Source organism: Rhodopirellula halodulae (assembly GCF_020966775.1).
Taxonomy (GTDB): domain Bacteria; phylum Planctomycetota; class Planctomycetia; order Pirellulales; family Pirellulaceae; genus Rhodopirellula; species Rhodopirellula halodulae.
Genome location: NZ_JAJKFV010000029.1, coordinates 2,197,349 through 2,217,664, shown reverse-complemented (window position 1 = coordinate 2,217,664; position 20,316 = coordinate 2,197,349). Strand labels below are relative to the sequence as shown.

Annotated in this window: 1 protein-coding gene; it reads right to left on the bottom strand. The window is 56.5% G+C overall.

Annotated features, from left to right (window positions below; all coding sequences use genetic code 11):
* Window positions 1–211: 211 nt before the first annotated feature.
* The gene (locus LOC70_RS20865) at window positions 212–20,119 is read right to left on the bottom strand and encodes a hypothetical protein (RefSeq protein WP_230256228.1); all 19,908 of its coding nucleotides are present in this window, start codon (window positions 20,117–20,119) and stop codon (window positions 212–214) included.
* Between the last annotated feature and the right edge of the window lie 197 nt (window positions 20,120–20,316).

The window sequence follows — 20,316 nt, the reverse complement described above, 5'->3', positions numbered from 1 at the left end:
GCGATCCGCCAACGTGAACGTGGACGGGGTTGTGATCGACAAGCTCAACGGCTTGATCAGCTCCTGCACATCATACGAGCGGAGGAGAAACATCCCATCAACGGCCTGTCAGTCTACACCGACACGACGATTCCCGCGCTAACCCCGCCTTTGGATTCACGCTTTTTCGAAAGCTCCAAACATATAGATCTCGGTCTCACCAACGACCGAATCAATAGAGCGTTGTCAGGTCGTCATCTCCGCGTCGTGCGTGAAGCGTTTCGATGGTCTGTCCAAAGAGCCAATCAAGTCCGCGGTCACCATCCAAGTCATCGACGGCACCATCCGCGACTTTGGCGGCCAGCATGTCGTTGACCAAACCAGCCATCCGGTCGGCGGGTTCTAAAGCGGAGTCAGACCAATCCGCCAACAGACGATCGGCTGAGAACGCATCCAAAGCATCAGCGATCAGCAAGTCATCATCAAAGCCGCCGTCGATTCGATCCGCACCATAGCCACCAATCACCACATCGTTGCCGGACTGTCCTTGCAGCCGGTCATCCCCGACTCCGCCATCGAGTAAATCATTCGCGGCCCCTCCACGTAGTTCGTCATCACCTGCCCCACCAAACAAGCGAACAGGAATACGGAGCCGTCGGTCGGAGGACAAATCGTCATTGCCATCTCCACCATAAACCTCGATGCGTGAGATATCGGTGAACCACTGCCGGTCCCAAGTACCACGTCCAATTCGCGTTCGCATTTCGACGGAATCGGCCGAGGAGCGATCGGCCATCAAACGAATGTCGTTGTCTTCGTCCGTCCCTCCGATCGACAAAATGAATTTGCCTGGATGATCGTCGTCGGCAATCAATCGGGTTGCGTGTACGGTCAATGTGAGAGCAGCAACCCCGGCACCATTCTGAGTATCCGACGAACGCACTTGGACGGTGTACTGCCCGGCAGCATGCAGGGTGAATGCGACGCGTTGACCAGCGCCCGTCAAAACGATCTCCCCGTCCGCGTTGTGGACTTCCCACAGATAGCCCACCAAAGCTCCGCCAGGCAAGTCCGTGACCGTTGCGGAATAGAGAATCGCTTGTCCCGTCACGGCATCCAATTCGCCATCGAGATCGACCTGCCGCTCCTCGGGAGTCTCCGGCGCATCGGGATCGCCATTGCCGGGATCGAACTCATTGCCATCAGACTGAACTTTCCAACCCACAGGATCGAGTGCCCCCGCCGCGGCGTCCAAAAACAACTGTTGGTTGATGGAGGACAGATGATCGAAACGGAATTGTCCCATTTCGACTTGCAGATCCAATTTGGGATAGTTGCCACCGTCGGATCGAATCCAATTGGTTCCGTTTCCGTCGCTGAGCAAGTCGGCTCCGTTACCACCAAGCAACGTGTCGTTGCCCGCGTCACCATCCATGTCATCATTGCCGACGGCTCCCATCAGCACGTCGTCATCATCGCCACCGCGAATCACATCGCCTTGAAGTCGCACGTCCACGTCATCAAGGGTGGACGATTCCAGGAACGTCCGCATCGAATCGTCGATGAACTCCAGGTGGTAATTCGATCTCCGTAGCGATGTGTAATCCATTGGTGTGGGCACGGTGATCGCCGCAACCATCGAACCGTGATCGCCCAACACGATGTCGTCGCCGCCGTCACCAAACAGGGTGTCTTGTCCAATGATCCACTGTCCTTGGATCCGGTCGTGACGAGCTTCCGGAGTCATCGCATCGGTCGTGGAAGCGGCTTGGGCAAGCCTGCCAACGCGACGATCGAAGCTGGTCGCGTGCTGATCGCGATCAAGATTGGAAATTTGGTCGAGCATCGCCTCGACGTGTTGATCCAAGTCTCGCTGTGCATCGTCCGTCAATGGAACATCACGCAGTAACGGCGACACAAGAATGCCAAGATCACCTCCGATCCAATCGTCGTCTTCTCCGCCCCGAATGGTATCGTTGTCCAATGAACGATCCCATGACGGAACGTAGGCGATGCGATCCAATCCAGGCCCGCGTTGAATCTCTTGAGCAACATTGACCAGTCGCGATTGGTGACGTTGTTCCAGTGAAGCTTGTTGAACCCGCAGGTGTTCAAACAATTCGTGCTCCAAGACTCTCAGTGAATCGGCGTCCAGACCAATCGCGCCTTCGGTTTCGGGGAAATCCGCTTCTTCGCTTGTAACGTACGGCGCCACCATCAACGAATCGCCACCGACCAGCGTGTCGTTGCCAGAGTCCCCGTCGATCTCATCGTTGCCCCAAAACAATTGGCGATATTGGACGAACTCAATCTGGTTCGTTGACAAACTTGGCAATCCCGGACGAGCCGACTCGGCATCGGCCAACAGTTGTTCGATCAACCCGTAGTGCACGCGTGAAACGAGCTGGATCGCGTCGTCTGCCATCATTCGGTAGGCGTTCAATCGATTCAACAAAGTCAACGCGTTCTCAGACACCGTTCCGGATCCGGGAATCGCTTGCGTGGATGGCAACTCAACCGTGCCATTGTCGCCAATCAGCGTGTCATTGTCGTCGCCGCCTTGCAGCGTGTCGTTAGCAACGCGAATGTCGGTCTCGACGATCGGTTGTGAATGGAGTTCGTGCCGAACTACGTCACGATCCAATGTCGCCGAGGACAATGCGTGCATGACGCCGGCGATGGTCGACTGAACTCGTTCGATGGCTTCGTCAACGGCGGTGATGCCCGAATGCAGTTCGCTGTTCACGATCCACTGATCACCGACGATCCAATCATCCCCATCATCACCCAACACGGTATCACCGCCCGACAGGACACTCGTGTGTCCCTGCAAGTCTGGGGTGATCATGACAGACGCGGACAGGTGCAAATTGTCGGTGGTCGAAATGCGGTCGTCGTTGGCGATGTTCGAAAGATCGGAATTGATGTCCGTGACGCGATCCCAACGAGGCCGCTCATCGACGAGCTTACCGGGCTCAGCGACAAAATCAGGAACAATCACATGCCCCAGTCCCGGCAAATCCAACTCCATTCCAGACAACGAATCATAACCGGCGACAGTGCCAATCAGACGCGTTGCATCCACCATCTGTGGAAGATCCGTTTCATACGGCGCGACATTGATTCCGTGATCACCAACCAACAGGTCATCGCCGGCACCTCCGCGCAAGAAGTCGTCCCCACGTTGACCAAGCACCACATCGTTGCCATCGCCACCATCCACGATGTCGTCATCGGCGGCGACCAGATCCAACAACAATGCGACGGTTTGTGAGACACCGTTGTGATCCGTGTGGAATTGCCCGGTTGGCAGATGCACGCTCGCGAGCACGATTTGGTCGGCGTCCAACAGTCGATCCACCAGATCAGCGGGCAACTCGCTCAGAGCGGTTGGACTCAATGGAATGACATCGCTGACACGAGCGATTCGTTCCGTCACGAAGTCTCGATGCCAAACGCCATCATGGTTAATTTGCGGGGAGCCATCGCTGTGAAGATCCTTCAGAATTTGACCGGCATCGGCCAAGATGAAGTCGTGTCCTGATCCGCCTTGAATCGTGTCCGCACCGAGTCCACCGATCAATTCGTCGTCGTGGTCGCCACCTTCGATCGTGTCGTCGCCACGTTGTCCGAGCAACATGTCCATCGCGGCATCGCCACGCAAAACGTCGTCGCCACCGATCAAGTCCAGGTCATCAAACGGCTGCAACTCACGCACCACAACATGAGCAAAGGGTGCTAGGTACGTCGTCCAGTTTCCGAGCTCGGATCCGATCAACTCTCGGGTGATGATTCCGTTGTCACCGAGCAAGGCGTCTTCATCGTCGCCACCTTCGATCGTGTCATCCGTGTCGCTTCCGAACGGCACATTGTGACCACCGACCAAATCGTCTTGTCCGGCACCACCGCGAATCAAATCGTTGCCCTGGCCTCCCCAAACAAAATCATCGCCGTCGTCGCCATCAATGGTGTCATCACCGCCGCCGTCGCTGGCTTCAATGAAACGGCTGATGACATTGCGATCAGCGGGACGCGTGAAATCCACTTCGCCGTGATCTCCAAGAATTACATCGTGATCTGATCCGCCGCTGATCAGATCGCCGTCGGTTCCTCCGATGATGATGTCGTTACCGCCACGTCCGGCGATTGTGTCCACGCCGCCATAGGTTGGGTCAGTCGTGATCAATCTTTGGCGAATTCCAGCGGCATCAAACAGAATCTCCCCGTTGTCGCCAAAGATGACGTCTTGGGAATTCCCGCCCGTGATGAAGTCGCCACCACTGCCACCAAGCAGCAAATTCAACGCGTCTCCTGCCGTGATGGTGTCAACGCCGCCGACGCCGGGTGTCTGAGTCGCGATTCGGTATCGCAAACCGGCTTCCGAATCAAACGTCGCAGTGCCTTCGTCACCGATGATGATGTCGGGAGATGCATCGCTGCCCGCGAGCAAGTGATCATCGCCCACACCACCAAGCAAGATCTTTTCACCAGTACCCGACGTGATCCAATCATCGCCACCGTATGTGGGCTCGTTCGTTGATACCTCCACCAAAATGGCGACTCCGGACGAGACGTCAAAATCCGCCAGTCCGTTGTCTCCGACGATGATGTCGTTGCCGGACTCGCCGACGCCCGGATTTTCAGACCGGTCGTAGTTGATGTAGTCCGTTTCAAAACCACCGAACACGATGTCGTTGTCATCTCCACCCGAGATCAGATCTTTGCCACCAGCATCCGGGGCTTTTGTCCGGACTCGATCCAGAACGCTGGCGACGACGGTTCCCGTCGCATTGGCGGCCACGGCGGACCGCTCAATCACTCCGGCGTCACCCAAAATCACGTCGTCACCGGCGTCGCCGAACAAATCATCGTCCCCGACACCACCAATAATTTGATCCGCTCCACCACCGCCTTGGATGGTGTCGATGTCGCCTAGCAGGTCATCCACGGTGATCAAACGTGTCGGTCCGCGAACGATTCCGTCCGTTTGGTCTTCCGGATCAGTCGAGATCCGATACGCACTGGTGGCATCGAGCGTCGTTGTAGAGTCCGGTGAAATCGACAAGCGATTAGCGTCGTTGTCCGTGATCAATCGCGGCGTTTGCAAGAAGCCGGTGCCGTTGTTGATGTCGACCATCAACCCAACCAAGCCGATGTCGAATCCGTCTGGCACGGGGAAGTTCGCCGAGGAATCAACCAAGTTCGAAGCGTCGGCATAATCACCGGTCACCGTGCCGGAAATTGGTGATGCAGCATCTCCCAAACGAGTCACGATGCGGGTGTGCCCGTCGGCATCCGCGACGGTGGAATAGTCAACACGCCCCTGGTCACCAAACAGAATGTCATCGCCCAAGCCACCGATCAACGTGTCTTTTCCGAGGCCACCGAAGGCAACCACACCCAACGTTGATCCCGTTGCGTCAATTGAGTCGTCACCACCCTGCGCGTTGATCGCCAGCGGGCCATCGGCACGATCGGTGATGGTGTAGGTGTCGCCGAGCGTCGGAAGCTCCGTCCAAGTCCCTCGGATGAACAACGTGTCGACCGTGTTGCGAATGATTGTTCGCGTTTGCTGCGTCCCGTTGACTCCGGTCAAAGTGACCTCCATGCCCACCAAGGCATCTGTATCGCCAAACGGGGCGGTGGAATCAGTCAGACTCGCCAATTCCGTTTCGCTCGGGTTGTGCCCCTCGGCGACCGTGCCTGCTACCACGTCAAAATGATCGACCGCGTTGATCCCAACCGTGAAGTGATCACCAATGCGATCAGTGACGGGCCAATACACATCGTTCCCACCATTGATGATCGTCCATGTTTGGAAGGTTTCATCCGCCAAGGTACTCGGATCATCCGCACGCTTGTGTGTTCCCAACACATGAAAGTCGTTGTTCCCACGACCAAGATCGACCTGCAACACTTCCAAGTTGCCGTATTGAATACCGCCCGGCTGAAGCCGCCCGCCGACCGTCACATCCGGTCCCAAGTTCAATCCCCACAATCGTTCAGCAGTCAGGTACCCGGTGCTATCGGCCGGACTGTCTTCGTCGTGCACGAACATGTAGTCCACAGCATTGAACTCATCAACGAAGAAGTTCAGACTCTCGTTGGTGATGGCAAATCCTTGGATCAAGTCTTCTGACTGAATGAAGAAAGATGCGGTTGCATTCGCCACCGACGTCCAATCGGCTTGCACCTCGATGGAGATCTTCCCATCGGAAGTCACTCCAGCCGAGTCGATGACCACCGATGACAATTCGGTCCCATCCGCATCGAGCAATTCAATGGTGCGTCCGTGTAGATCGCTGACATTCGAAACGCCCAACCGCAGTTGTTCCTGGCGAGACAACTCCACCTCGATCGTTGAAGAGGTCGCTCCGGGTTGAATGTCAAACGTCGCCGCTCCCGCACCAAAACGTTCATTCAACGTCAGCGTGATTTGGTTGCCATCCACAGTGGCATCGGTGATCAATCGAAATTGTCCCACCACGGGATCTCGTGGACTGCCCACCGTCGCCGAAGGAAAGACCTGCAGCCAATCCGCGGTGGGATACGTGGCAACGACTTCGAACGTTTTCCCAATCAACGTCCCGACATTGCTGAGATCCGGCAAAATCCCGATGGAAGCCAATTGGTCGGTCGTCAAAACGTCCAAGTTGACCGATGTTCCAACGATCGAATCGACCTCACCCGTCGCTGGTTTGACATTCGTTTCTTGTGGCAAAATTTCCGGATCGCCAAGCCCCGCCAACGATCCATCCCCGCCGGCTCCATTGACCACCACGGGCCCCAGGATTCCGCTCAACGTGTTTGGTCCGGGAGCGAAGACCTTTGTATCGCCACCGTCCACCTTCAAATCATCGATGGCCTGCACGCCGATTCGCACCGGGATGTCCCAGTTCGTTTCATCGAAGGTCACAATCAAACGATTCGGGTCATCGGGGTCAACGCGAACGCGTGAGGGATCCAAACCGTCGAGATTGCGAAGTGTGACCTGGCGAGCATCCGTACGCACGCCGCCGGTTCGGCTTGTCTTAGTAATCTCGGGAGTCACCAAAATCTCGACCACGCGTCGACCAGCAGAAACATCGTCCACGGGAGGCGCTGTTAGCACGACTTCGTATTGGTCGTCCGACCACGAGCTCGAATCAACCTTCGTCACGAAACGCTGCACGGTTCCGCTCGCCGTCATCAGGTTCAACTCACTCGTTTCATCCGGCGGCGTTGTCCACACCGTATCCAGTGTGATCTGATTGCCATCACTTGAGATCACCGTCGCGGATTGGCCCGCTCCGGTTCCGTCCGTCACCGATACGTCTTGCCCCACCAAAGCACTGGCTGCAAATTCATCGCCATCGAAATGAAGCACCATGAAGCGGGTCGCTCCTTCGACCACGTCCGTGGATCCACCGGTTTCTCGCACCAGCACGGTCGGTGCATCGGCATCATCGATTCGAACCAAGACCGGTTGGGTGAACGCGGCGTCGAACCCAGATTTCAAGTACGTGTAGGTCACGGTCAGATCGTTACCGGAAACCTTCGTCACTTCGTTTCCAGCGAAGAACACGATTTTGTTGCTGATCACGGCGAAGACGGGTTTTGAAATTGTCCCGGCCACAACGTTGTCTTCCTTGGGCTGCAGTGTTTGGCCCTTGTACTGAACGCTGCTGATTCGTGTGGGCCGTTCACTCAACCCAACGAACTCGACCGCCGCATTGCTCGGAATGTTGAATCGGTCCACCTGGACCAATTCCTGGTCAACGTCGCCTGAATCGAGTTCCAATTTGATCTGGCTGACGTGGAACCCTTCCCGAATCTGGTCAACCAACCCGACGACCATCACTTCTTGATCCACGTCCCAGTTGCCTGGAGTGAACGTCAACGCATTGGAGGCGATGGGGACTCCAGCGACGGTTTGCAGGCCCAGTTGCACGAGATCGTAGACCAAACGCAAGGTCACGTTGGATGTCGGTTGCCGAGTCAGCTTGACTCGCACCACATCGCGTTCGCCCAAGTGATCGCCGTCACCGCCTTCGATCACCGCCGTCACCGTGTTGGTGTCAGCAACGGCATCGGCCGACAGCGATTGATCCAATCCATGGGTCTCATCGACCACCAATCCGGCTTCGTCATTGTCGTTGATTTCGACACCAACACTTGAAACCGCCAACCCATCAAAGCGAGCAATTCGGTAGAGACTTTCGCCGACCACCGGGTCCGTTCGCCAGTCACCGTTCAGGATCAACGTGGTGGTATCAACCGTCCCCAAAATCAAACGTCTCTGCCCGGCACCGGGACCACCGACGATTTCGATCGTTGCGCCGCGCAATCCCTCTGCCCCGAACCCGGATTCAAAATCGGCTTCGTGGTCAGTGAAGGTGGTTCGCGTGTCGAGCTCCGGAGGAAAGGCTGGATCGACCGGCAAGCCAACGGGTGACTCGTTCACGGCCGACAATCGTCCCACCAACGAGTCATCGATCTGGATTTGGTACTGGCTTTGTTGTGACGGCGGGTCGGTCAGACTCCAACCTCGGTCCAATGTGAACTGCACTTCGCCGCCGGTCCCCGCAATTAAGTGAGGGTTGGCGGCGTCGATTTGGAACTGTAAATCAAACGACACTCTCGACTGAGCGTCGTAGAACTGGTCGAGATCGTTGACGTCTTGTGAAGGCGTGAACTGCAATTCCAACCGTCCATCCGTCAACGCCGTTTGCAACTGAGCTTGCGAAAGCGGGATCGACGCGTACAGCGATTGGTACTGTCGGCCGGAGAAGTCGTCATACAACACTTCCAGCGGAACTCCATCCAAGCTGATCGTCATCGTTTCCGTCACGTAATCCAAATCTGCCAGGAAATACAGATTCAGCACACCGCCCGAAGTTGGCACCACGGCCTGACCACCCGAGGACAAATTGATCGCGAACGTTTTGGGGTGATCACGGTCCACTTGCTTCGCGCTGGCTGCGAAATTGACGACTTTCGAAGCTCCCGTGATGAACCGACTTTGCCCCACACCGGCACCGTCAACGATCGTGATCTGACGACCGAGAAAATCGATGGGACTGGCGATCAACGGGTTCGCCGGGTCGCTGGGGTCCTCCACGGTGAAGGTCGTGTTGCGAACTTGAACTGGGTGACCAGTTTCAGTACTGGACGCCAGCGCAATCGAGTAAGTGCTGGTGGCGTCAGGTTGGTTCGCACCTGCCAACCAAGACCGATCGACGGTCAATTGCATCTTCCCACCGACCAAACGAGCATCCACGATGCGCCGTGATTGCGTCGAAAGTCCATCCGCCGATGTGACCGTGATCGTTTCACCGACAAATTCGTAGAACGGCAAATTCGTGTCGATCGTAATCGTTGGCGAATCAAACAGAGCCTTGGGCGTGCCGGAGATCGTGGTCGCGGTTGAGCTGACGATGTGGTTGATCACCGCCGATCGCTTGCCCTCAAACGCCGCGTCGTCGTAGGTGAAAGTGTCAGCCTGCGACAGTTCTTCGCGTGTGAACAATCGGCCGGTGTCTTGTTGAACTTCGTCATCAGCCAACACATCAACGCGTTGCGGAATGTACCAGTTGTCAGAGGTGAACTTCAGCGTGACGGCGGATCCGTCCTCCTTCTTCACGGCTCCCGGTGCAACGCTACTCAGCCGGAACGCCAACACCCCCAACTCACGCTGCGACGTGCTGGGCAGCGGCGCGAGTGCATACACCCAAACATCAAATCCACTCATGGGCGGCTGAGTCAGTACGACTTCGTAAAAGTCCACCACGCTCGCATCAACGGAGCCAGCTTCGCCCACAATGGTCGAACCATTGGAGGTACGAATCACGACAAAGGGCTCTTCGTTGTCCGCAACGTTTGAGGAAACCCCGTGCAGTTTCAAATCCTCGTAGCGCAGATCACTGCTGTACGACATGTTGTTGGTGACAATGCCGCTGTGTCCCTTCAAGTCGTTGCTGACAACGGGCGGCGTGTCACCGGACAGATTGAATGTGTCATCCCCCAGTCCACCAAAGAGTTCCGTCAGAAATTTCTCGCTGGTGCTTTTGACGTAGAACCGATCATTCCCCTCAGCAGCGTCGACTCGCAACGATTCAATGTTGGTGAAATCAATCGTCAAACCGGCACCGTAGACGCCATCTTCCGTGATGACAAAGTCGTCTCCAAACTCGGTTCCAATGACCGTCAGCGTATCAAAGCCGTCCCCACCGTCGATGTTGACCGGGGCATTGACGGCGTATTGCACCAAGTCCGCGCCGGCACCGCCTGTGATGTCAGTGCGAGCACGCTCGGGTTCCCGCGAACCGACCAAGGCAAACGCGCGGACCTCAAACCCATCGTCCCCTTCGTTGCCGTTCAATGTCAGCACGGCTTGGTTGTGGAACACGACAAAGTGGTCATTCCCCAGTCCGCCGCTGATCGTCATCGGCTGACTGATTCCGTTGGACAAAAACCCTCGCGTGGTTTCGATCGTGGCGAACACGTCATCCACCGAAACATTGGCCTCGACCTTCGTCCGTTGCGAGCGGAACAACTGGCCGACTTGGAAGGCATCGTCACCGTCGCCGCCGTCGATGGTCACTTCCGCCGCCGTGTCGTCGACGGCGAATTGATCGTCACCCAAACCACCTTGGACAAGGATGCGTTCCACGCCCAAATAGTTCACTCGCTGAACGGATGGGTTGTAAGCAGGTTGATCCGAGGAGTGATCAGGATCCGTCAGCACCGCAACGAATGCGTTAGTGCCGCTGACGCTGGCCCGCAGCAAGAACTGATCCGGATCAACGGTCCCAATCGCGTCGAAGACATCGACTCCAGTCGTGCCGGTGTCCAAGATCGAAAGCAACGAATTCACTTTGCCGCGAACAAAGAAAACTTTGAACGTATCGTCGCCGTCCTGTCCATCGAGGCGATCGTTCCCATCTCGCGAATAGATTCGGTCGGCACCATCGCCACCTAGCGCGACATCGCTCCCGAGTCCACCATCCAAAAAGTCTTCGCCCGAACCGCCGTGGAGCTGGTCGTTGTGGTTCAATCCATACAACGAATCGTTGCCAGGTCCGCCGTCCAGCGAGTCGTTGCCCAATCCGCCGTGCAGGCTGTCTTCACCGGACTCGCCTTCCAACCGGTCTTGTCCGGGACCACCTTCCAATCGATCGTCGCGGGCACCTCCGACGATCATGTCGTGACCGATGTTGCCGAAAAGGAAATCGATCCCGTCGTCACCGCGCAACGAATCATTTCCGGATCCTCCGTCGATCAAATCGTCTCCGTCGCCCCCATGCAGATCATCATCGTCTCGCCAACCGCGAATGACGTCCGCGCCGGGTCCACCGTAAATGGTGTCTCGCCCGTCACCGCCAAACAGCCAATCCAACCCGCCACCGCCGGGCACTTTCAAGTCGCCCCAGATTGAATCGTTCCCGAGTCGTCCGTTGATCACATCGTTTCCGAGACCACCTATCAATTCGTCTGGACCACTACCGCCCAACAGCACGTCGTTTCCCGCACCACCATCAAACGAGACTCGTCGATTCACGGAGTGACTGACGATCAACCTGTCATTGCCATTGCCTGCCGAGGCTTCGATCAGACTGATTTGCGACGCGGAAAAACGCTCCGATTGCGAGCCAAAACCTGAAACAACAATCTGGTTGGTCGACGGGTTGTAGCCGACATAAATGACTTCATTGGGGTCGCTGGTTCGATAACCACGAGTTCCCGAGTCCGCATCGCCAACGTGCAGTCGAAGCGTGCCACCGGTAAGCGTTGCCAAGTTCGGCGCATCGAACGCCTTGTCTTCCAACGGGATGTTGAAACCAAACGTGAAGATGTTGACTCGCACATCAATCACGGTGATGAACAACGCTTTGATCTTCAAAAACGCATCGCCGCGAACTTCAATTCGCACGCTCTTGTCAAAAGCATTCTCAGAATCCGCAAACGTCAACATGCCATTGGCATCAACCACGGACTGTGTCAGCACGTCGAACTCGCTGGAACGAATTCGACCATCACCATCGGGGTCGTGAAAATTCAGGTCTTGACCGGTGTGAAAGGACATTTCGACCCCCACCTTCAAGCTTCCCAATCCAGTTCCAAATTTGCGGAACACGCCCACGCCGATCCCGCCCAAGATCCGAGATTGAGGAACATCTGTCACGCCATAGGATGTCCCAATGGGTCCGCTTTCGTTGCCACCAATCAACGATGGATTCAGGTCGACCCCATCGGTGTCGTCGAAGTAAAAACCCTCGACAATCGCATCGGGATTTGCTGAATCGCGATAGAGTTGCAATCCGGTTGTGTCAAAGGCAACGCCGTAGTCCATGCGGGCCTCGAACGAGACCGAGATGAACGGCGTGGGTGAGCCGCTGCTAACGACATCACAAATCCCGGAACTGGCGAATGCCGACCCAAATGGCACCTCGCAGAAGAATGTCTTCTTGTCCAGCGGAAAGTCTTGATACAGCGTGAATTGCAATTCGGGCGTGCTGTAGCTCATCAATTGGCTGTCCGACGCCGTGTGATTGCCGAACGTGGTATCGCCCATCAGCAACCCAAAGGCTTCGCTGAGAATTGGCAACTCAATCGGATCGAAGCCCCGCAAGCTGCTGTCGATCGGACTGAATGCTTCCCTCACCACGCCGCCCAACAATCCCATGCCGTAACCAATGCCTCGCCCCGGCAGCGTTTGAGTCATCAAGTAACTCGTGGCGGCTTTCTGAGCCGACGAAAACGGGTTGTCGAGAACCGCTCCGATCTGACCTTCGATGGATCCGGAATAATCGCCGACGGAGTTTTGAACACGCACGTCCACTTCCGCTGGCGACTGCAACGACTCGTTGGCGGTCAGCGTCGACACAACCGCGAGCTTCGTTGCCGATACCGTTTGAACCACATAGGTCCCCGCGTTTTGACCACCATCGATGCGAATGGTTTGACCACTCTGGAACCCTTCTTCATGCCATGTCGACGCGTTGATCAGCGTGCGCGGAACCACCATCGGACCAGACGTGGAATGAAAACCGTCATGGGTCGCCAGCGCGGTGTTGCCGCTGACCGAATACACCAAGTAGTCGCCGTTGAAAGACGCGTTGGCTCCGGTCAATCCCTCGATCGTGATCGTGAAACCGCCGCCTACCCCGTAGTTCGTCCAAGGCACATCACTGATAATGGAAACACCTCCACCCAAAGCCGCTCCAAATGTCAGCGTTCGATGGTTGAGTTCAAAGTTGCGACGTTCGATCGAATGATCTCCCGTGGCAAACACCAACTCCGGACTCCCGCTCAAGCGGAACGGTTTATCGTCGAAATCACCTTTATTGCGTTCGGCGTTGAGCGCTTCGTTGTAAATGGACTCGACCGTGGCACGACGATCCGTTGCCTCGTTGGAATCAATGACAAAGCGTCCCAAATCGATCCAGTGTTCCCCCACCAACTCATTGATTGCGGTGAGATGCCGCTTGGAGCTGACCAATCCGATGAGATCGAGGTAATTGGTGAACCCGGTGTGCGATGGGGTGCCGCCATCGACCAACTTTCGAATCACGTCCGCCGCGCCGGCAAAGTCACCGGCTTCGGTTCGTCCGCCAAAGACTCCTGGTGCCGAAGCATACGAGGTCCGGCCGAACAATGCGGACAGAATGGGCATCGCTTCGCTGGTCAAGAAGTCGATGACGCCGTCCATTGGGTCCAGCGCGGCTCGCAATCGCGTCAGCGTCGGCCCCAGAAAATCGCGAACAAAACCTACCAGCTCGAATTGCACGTCGTTGAATGCAACGCTTTCAGGAACAGTCCGCGTCAACAACGAATCGCTCAGTTGCCAATCCCATCCGGTGACATCCAATTGTGTTCGAAACGGTGGGAACGCCGCGGTGCGGGGCAGGTTGGTTTCCAATTGAATGGCAAGGTCATGCATCACGATGGCTTCGCCCACACCCATGCCTTCGTGGATCGATAGCAACTCAGGCAACGGAGCCGATGCGAAACCACCGCGAGGCGCAATCGGAAGCTCGGGCTGCGAGTCCAAATCGTTCACGGACAACCGTGGGGCACCCGCAATCACATTCGGATCATGCAGGTCGACGACAAAGGTTCCGGTGAATTCGGACTGACCGGGCGTTGCGTCCCAAATGCGATAGGGAAGCACTCCCATCTCTGCATCGAAACCATGTCGTTGATCGGAGTGAACTCGCGCGTTGCTCACGCCGGACGCGTTGTTCAATGAACCACTGCCTGGTGCAAGGCCTTCCAATGCCAGCGTTCGTCCAGTGGCATCAATCGCGGCGATGACATACGAACCATCATTGGTATGAGTCTGGTTCACCGTGATGCGGTCCCCAGCTCGAAAACCATCGGCCAGCCAACTTCCACTCGAACGAGCAATACTGTGGCTGGCATTGTCGAATGTCAGCGACGGCCCACCAACCATCGAAACGGTTGTGACCTGAATTTGCACGCCACTGGTCGGGCCTTCCGGCACCACGCGATCGGTCGTCTGATCCGATGAGCTCAAGGATGTATCGGTTGCAGCGAGCGTGATTTCGGTGCCAGTCGCATCGATCGCAGCGATGACAAACCGACCGTCGTTGCCCGCTGGATTTTGGGTCCCACTGACTTCGATGATCTGCCCGACCTGGAACCCATCCATTATCCAATTGCCGGCGTCACGCGTGATTCTCGGCAAAGATGACTCTGTGTTGTGCCAAGTTAATTGCGGGCTGCCTGACAGATTAGCAACATGACTCGGAAGTGAGATGTCCAAACTGATTTCGAAGTCTTCGTCCGATGCCACATCGAGGTACACGCCATCGAGCACGCTGACACCGACAATCAACGGCATTTTGAAGCCGAACTTGACATCGGCCAGCGCATCCGTGGTCAATCCCAACCCTGGCAAGAGCAGATCCAAATCGATCGGGAACTGCAAACTCGCTGGATCCATTTCCAGATCCATTTGGTACTCGACGCCGGTGACCAGTTCCCGCCCACTCGCGGTCACAATCGTTTCGCGGGTCACCGCGATGTCGTCGATGTTGACGAACGTGTCTGGGTTGGAGGGCAGGGGACTGTCTTGCAACCAACCGAATCCGCCCGGTCCAAACGCATCGAACAGCGCCAAATGCACGGAGTCCAACGTGATTCCCGATCGAGGCAATTGCTCCAGGTTGGCGTAGACGGCATCGCCCATCTGATCCAGAAAATCGGCGGCATCCGCTAGCTGCTTGCCCACCAGCGGCAAATCTTGTCCGAGCAGTGCCGTATCGAACACATCGTCCAAACCTCGGAACAGTCGCTGCACGCCGAGCTGGAAGCCTTCCATCGAGTCCGTCAACGAAAAGTTCTGGCTCAGTGTTTCAAACGTCGGCCACTGACCGGACACGCCCGACATGTTCGTTGACACGGTGGAACTGCGTGACGGATTGCCCGCCGCGATGTCATTCAGGTCGGTGATGATTACGGACAAATTCGGCGACACACCCGCCGGTGCATCGGCCGGAATGACCGTTTCCGGAAGAACCAACTCAAAGCTGGCGGACGCTTCACCATCCACATTCACCGTGGTTCGATTTGGAAGTGCCGCATGCTCAAGCGCTGTCGCAACATTCACGTCGCTATGCAGTTTTGCCTGATACTCAACGGGCTCCAACGTCGCCGCCGCAGCATCTTTCGCCAACGTGAACTGGCCGCCCACCACTCCGACCGCCATGCTACCCAGCACCGCCGGGAAGTTCATCGATTCGCCAGAGTCAGCCTGTACGGTGAACTCAGCCCACGTGCCTTCGTTTGGATTTGAATCGGAAAGCAGTTCAGTCACCGGCGATTGGGGATCCGAAAGATCGATTCCCATCGACACATGAACTTCACCCTCCGCGTTCACGTCTAGCAAACTGGCGGCTGACGAATCCACCACGGCGGCAACCTGCCGCAGCCCGAGTTGTTGCAAATTGTCGCCATCATCGTTCAAGTCATCACCAAGCGACGTCAAATCCAACGTCAACGGCAACGAAGGTTGAATCGCGTCCAATTGGTACGCCAAATCGAACGTCAACAGAGCGGCTGCTTCGTCGAAGCTCAGTTGAGTTGCCAGATCACCGGCGAGCGTCTGAGCTGTCTTTTGGGTTGTATCGTTCAGTGCGGCGTGCAATTGCTGCAAAGTCGAGATCGGCAAGTCCCGCACTTCGTCCAAACGTTTCTCAAACTTCTCACCAAAGCCAAACATCGTGCCGATTGATCTCGGCAACCCTGGCAACGACTCAGCCAGCTTGGACTGAGTCTGCAATTCAAACAGATAGTCACTGACGGAGTCCAATGAACTCAAGAAGTCATCGGTCGTCATGCTCGACAAGGATTGCAACAGCGATCGCACGGCATCGTCGTTGCTCAGCGTTGGAACAATGATTTCGTCGCCGGCCTGCACATCGAACAGATTGTCGATGTTTGCTTCCAGCGGAGTCGTGCCAACAACGCCGTTGATCGGGACCACTGGGTCCGCACCGACTTGCAAATCGATCGCAAACGAGGACTCGGATGCCACCACACCTTGCAACAACATGCTCGACGGATTTTCCAATCCCGCGTTCAGCCGATCCAGCGTTTTCTCACGCAAGGTCAATTCGGTTTGATAGGCTCCGTTCTGAATCGTCGCACCGGAGACAACCACCTCCAACGGCCCGTAAAGTGCGATGCCGGTTCCCGCCGTGCCCTCGTCGAGGTCCATGGTCAGCCGAAGGTGTGGGGCGTCCGCACTGGCCAGCTTCAAACGTCGACTTGGCGTGTCGCCGTGCAGTGGCGCACCGCCAACCGTTCGCTCGGCCCCGTCATCGCGTTGAGCGTTGCTCAACCCCAACCCAAACACCGCCGCGGATCGATTCGCGGCGTTCACAAACAACCCGTTCTCGACTTCGAACCTGGATGTCGCATCGGGTCGTACATCCCAAGGTTGGCTCAAACTCAACACATCGTTGGTGTTCGACGTGATGATTCGTGTCTGCCCCGATCCAGTGCCTTCCGTGATGGTGACCGCGCGGAACTGCAAGTCTTGTCCGACGAACAATCCCGCCGTCTGCAATTGATCGTTTGCTGGATTCGCTTGGACCGCTCCCGTGATCACACTTTCTAGGCTGGTCTTGTCAACGATCTCAATTCCGGCCCCGATCAACCGAACGTCAAAGTCCCAAGCCACGCCGGGATTCATCGGATCGGGCAGAGTCAATCCTGCTGCTTGAGCCTGGTCAGTAATTTGAATGACGAGATCACCCAACGTCCCAATCGGTTTCTCAAACCGATGTGCATCGGCCCCATCAACTTCCACCATGGATGAGGGCCCCATTGCCAGCGCGTCGGCCACACGTCCGGAGATCGCGAATGCCCCCTCGCCAGATGTCTTGTCTGTCAGACGCAAACTTGACCGAGCGACATCGACGGTCGCATCGAAGTCAGCATCAGTTGCCCCAGCATCTTCGGCGGCCGCCTGAATCAACTCCATCAACTCGGCCAGATTGCTGGCGACATTGTCGGTGGATGCAACAACGTCGGACAGTTCCACTTGGAACGATGTTCCATCACGCAGCGTGACCGTCAAATCACTCCCGACACCGTTTGTAATCCCAAACTCGGAAAGAGATTTCGCGCCGATCCCAAGATCCAAATCGACTGAAAAACGAGTTCCATTCCCAACCCGAATGTCCAGATCGGCGACGGAACCATCTGAATATTGCGTGACCGAAACACCTCGTCCACCGTTCAATTCGGCGATGGGGGTGGTGCTTTCGACGTCGCGACCAACTTCCGTCAGCAACAACTCAAACGGAAACTGCATTCCCAACCGCGCGTCGGAGACATCGACGGTTCCTGCGGACAAATCAATTTGCTGCAGATCACCCAAATCGAGCAACGACATGGCATTGCCGTCGACGTTCGGCAACGCGTGATCGACAGCAATCTCGAACAACAACTTTGGCCCACCCGCCGCGTCGGGGTCGTAGGCCAGTCCCGACACGACGCCGGCGGTTTGCGCATTGACTAGCGAAGCAAATGTTTGGATGGTGGCAAATGCGGGGCCGTGAACCGGAGCCACGTCGATCACCCATTCTTCCGCTGAATCACCAACCGCGTCGCGTTGCACCGCGACCGCGTCCAACCCAAGGTTTCCGACGACCTCGAAGTCTTCGCCCTCGGAATTAGTCCTGGCGGTGAACTGAAATTTCTCGTCGCCCGATGTCAAATCGACAAGCGTGACTCCGTTCTGCGAATCGTTCACGCGAATCAGTTTGCTCGCGTTGCCGACGGCACTGACGATCGTTTGGGTGACTTGACCCAAGGTCGTTGGGTTCCCCGCGTCCAGATCGATCGCGTAGGTGCTCCCGTCGCGGAGTTGCAGCACCAAATCCGCTGCCGCATCGCCACTCGTTCCAAGCGGGTCTCCTGAAGTGACGTCGGTTAGCAGCGTCGACGTCAGATATTGAGGCAATCGAACGGGTTCAACAACCAACGTTTCATAAACCGTCGAGACGTCCACCACGTCGCCGAGTGTCAGCCCCGCCGTCAGCGGAACAACGCTTCCATCGATCGTCTTCGCCGACAACGTGTCCAAGAAGATCGAAAACTGTTCCGTCATCTGCAACAACGTGGTCGCATCGGAATAGAAGAACGGATCAATGCCGAGTGATGTCACATTCTGAGTCAGCGTTGGCGACGAATCGTACAGATCGTCGCTCCACTGAATGTGAGCGGCTTGATCGTCCGTGATGCCCGAGATACCACCCGCAACCGCATAAAGATTCGCGTCGACCTGCGCCATCGGGGAGGGATCGTCCGAGAGTAAATCCAAGCGATCCGCGGCTTGGAGTTCGATGGTGCGAACCATGCCATCGGCCGCTCCACCGTTCTGCCCGTCCAGGCCCGCCAGACCGCTGACACCCAGGCTGGTTTGAAAATCAAACGTGAGGGTGCTGGCGGCATTCGATGGACCATGGGCTCCGACATTCAGCCCAAGCAAACCGGCGTTGAGTTCCACTTCAGCGGCCGTTTCGTCAATGCCAGCGGTGACTTCCAAATCATCAACGAAATCGACAAAGAAGTACGCCGTCGAAGCCGCGTCCCAACCGATTTGCAAGTCCCAAGTGAAGCCGGTGGTCAATTCCCCGGACCACTGCGACACGCCCAGACTGGTTTCCAACGCGTCGTTCAAACTCAACAAGTCGTCCGGCAAACCAAATTGAACTTCAGAATGAGTCAACTCAGCCGTGATCGCCAGATCCAACGTTGTCCGCGTTCCCGTGCTGGTGGCATCGACAACCACGTCAAACATCAACAAAGCATCTGCGAGCGAACTGACACCGCTCACCGAATCCAACGCGTTCAGCAACCCCAGCAAGTTCCCGTCGGCGGTTGAAGGCGATGCCAGATAGTCCGCGACGGGTGACGCGATCTTCTCTCTTAGAATGTCCCCCAGTGGCAAATAGTCTCCCACGGATCGACCATCCAACATGGATTGGTTGTCAGACAAGTTGCCGGCCGAAACCAATTCGTCGCCGAGTTGAGCAAGCTCGCTGAGTCCTTGGTTCACAGCATCCGTGGCACCGCTGGCAGACAACACGTTGGGCGTCAATTCAAAGGAACTCGCATTGGCCACCGTTGCGACGCTCGCACCCGAGTTCGCTTGCACGGTGGCGACACCGCCGGAAACCTCCGTCGTCCAAGAGCTCAACGAGGACAGATCCAACGAACCATTCGCGTCGTCAATGTCCACCGTCCCAAATTGGTTGAGCAAACGGTACGAGTCCGTGCCCCCTTCGCCAATCAACCGAATGTTTTGCCCAGCAGCTTGGCCGACTTCGAAAACATTGCTTTGGTTGCCCCCCAACACATCGAGCCGCGAAATTGAACCGATGTCCACCGTGACTTGGTTGGGATCTGAATCGGTATCTGTCAGCGCAGCATCGTTCTCAGTGATTGCGACGTTGCTTCCGATTTGAAACGCGTCGTTGCCACCGGAATCAACGACCTGGATTACATATTGGTTGGCGTCCACATCGTCGCCCGAGACAATCAACGTGTTTCCCGACAACGCCACATCGCTGGCCAACAGCCGGCGGTCTTCCAAGAACTCGACTCGAGCTGGTCGACGACGCACGCGTACCGCCTGGCTCTTTGAACGAACCGACCTTGCCGTCCCGCGTTTCGAAACTCGCGACGATCGCCGACGAAGCTGTGCCAATAGATGTTCGATATTCAAAGCTGCATCTCAATTCCATTCGGGTTGCCCGATTCAATCTCAACCGGGCCGTCTGATCCTTGACCACTTCACACATCACAATCGAGCGTCGACGT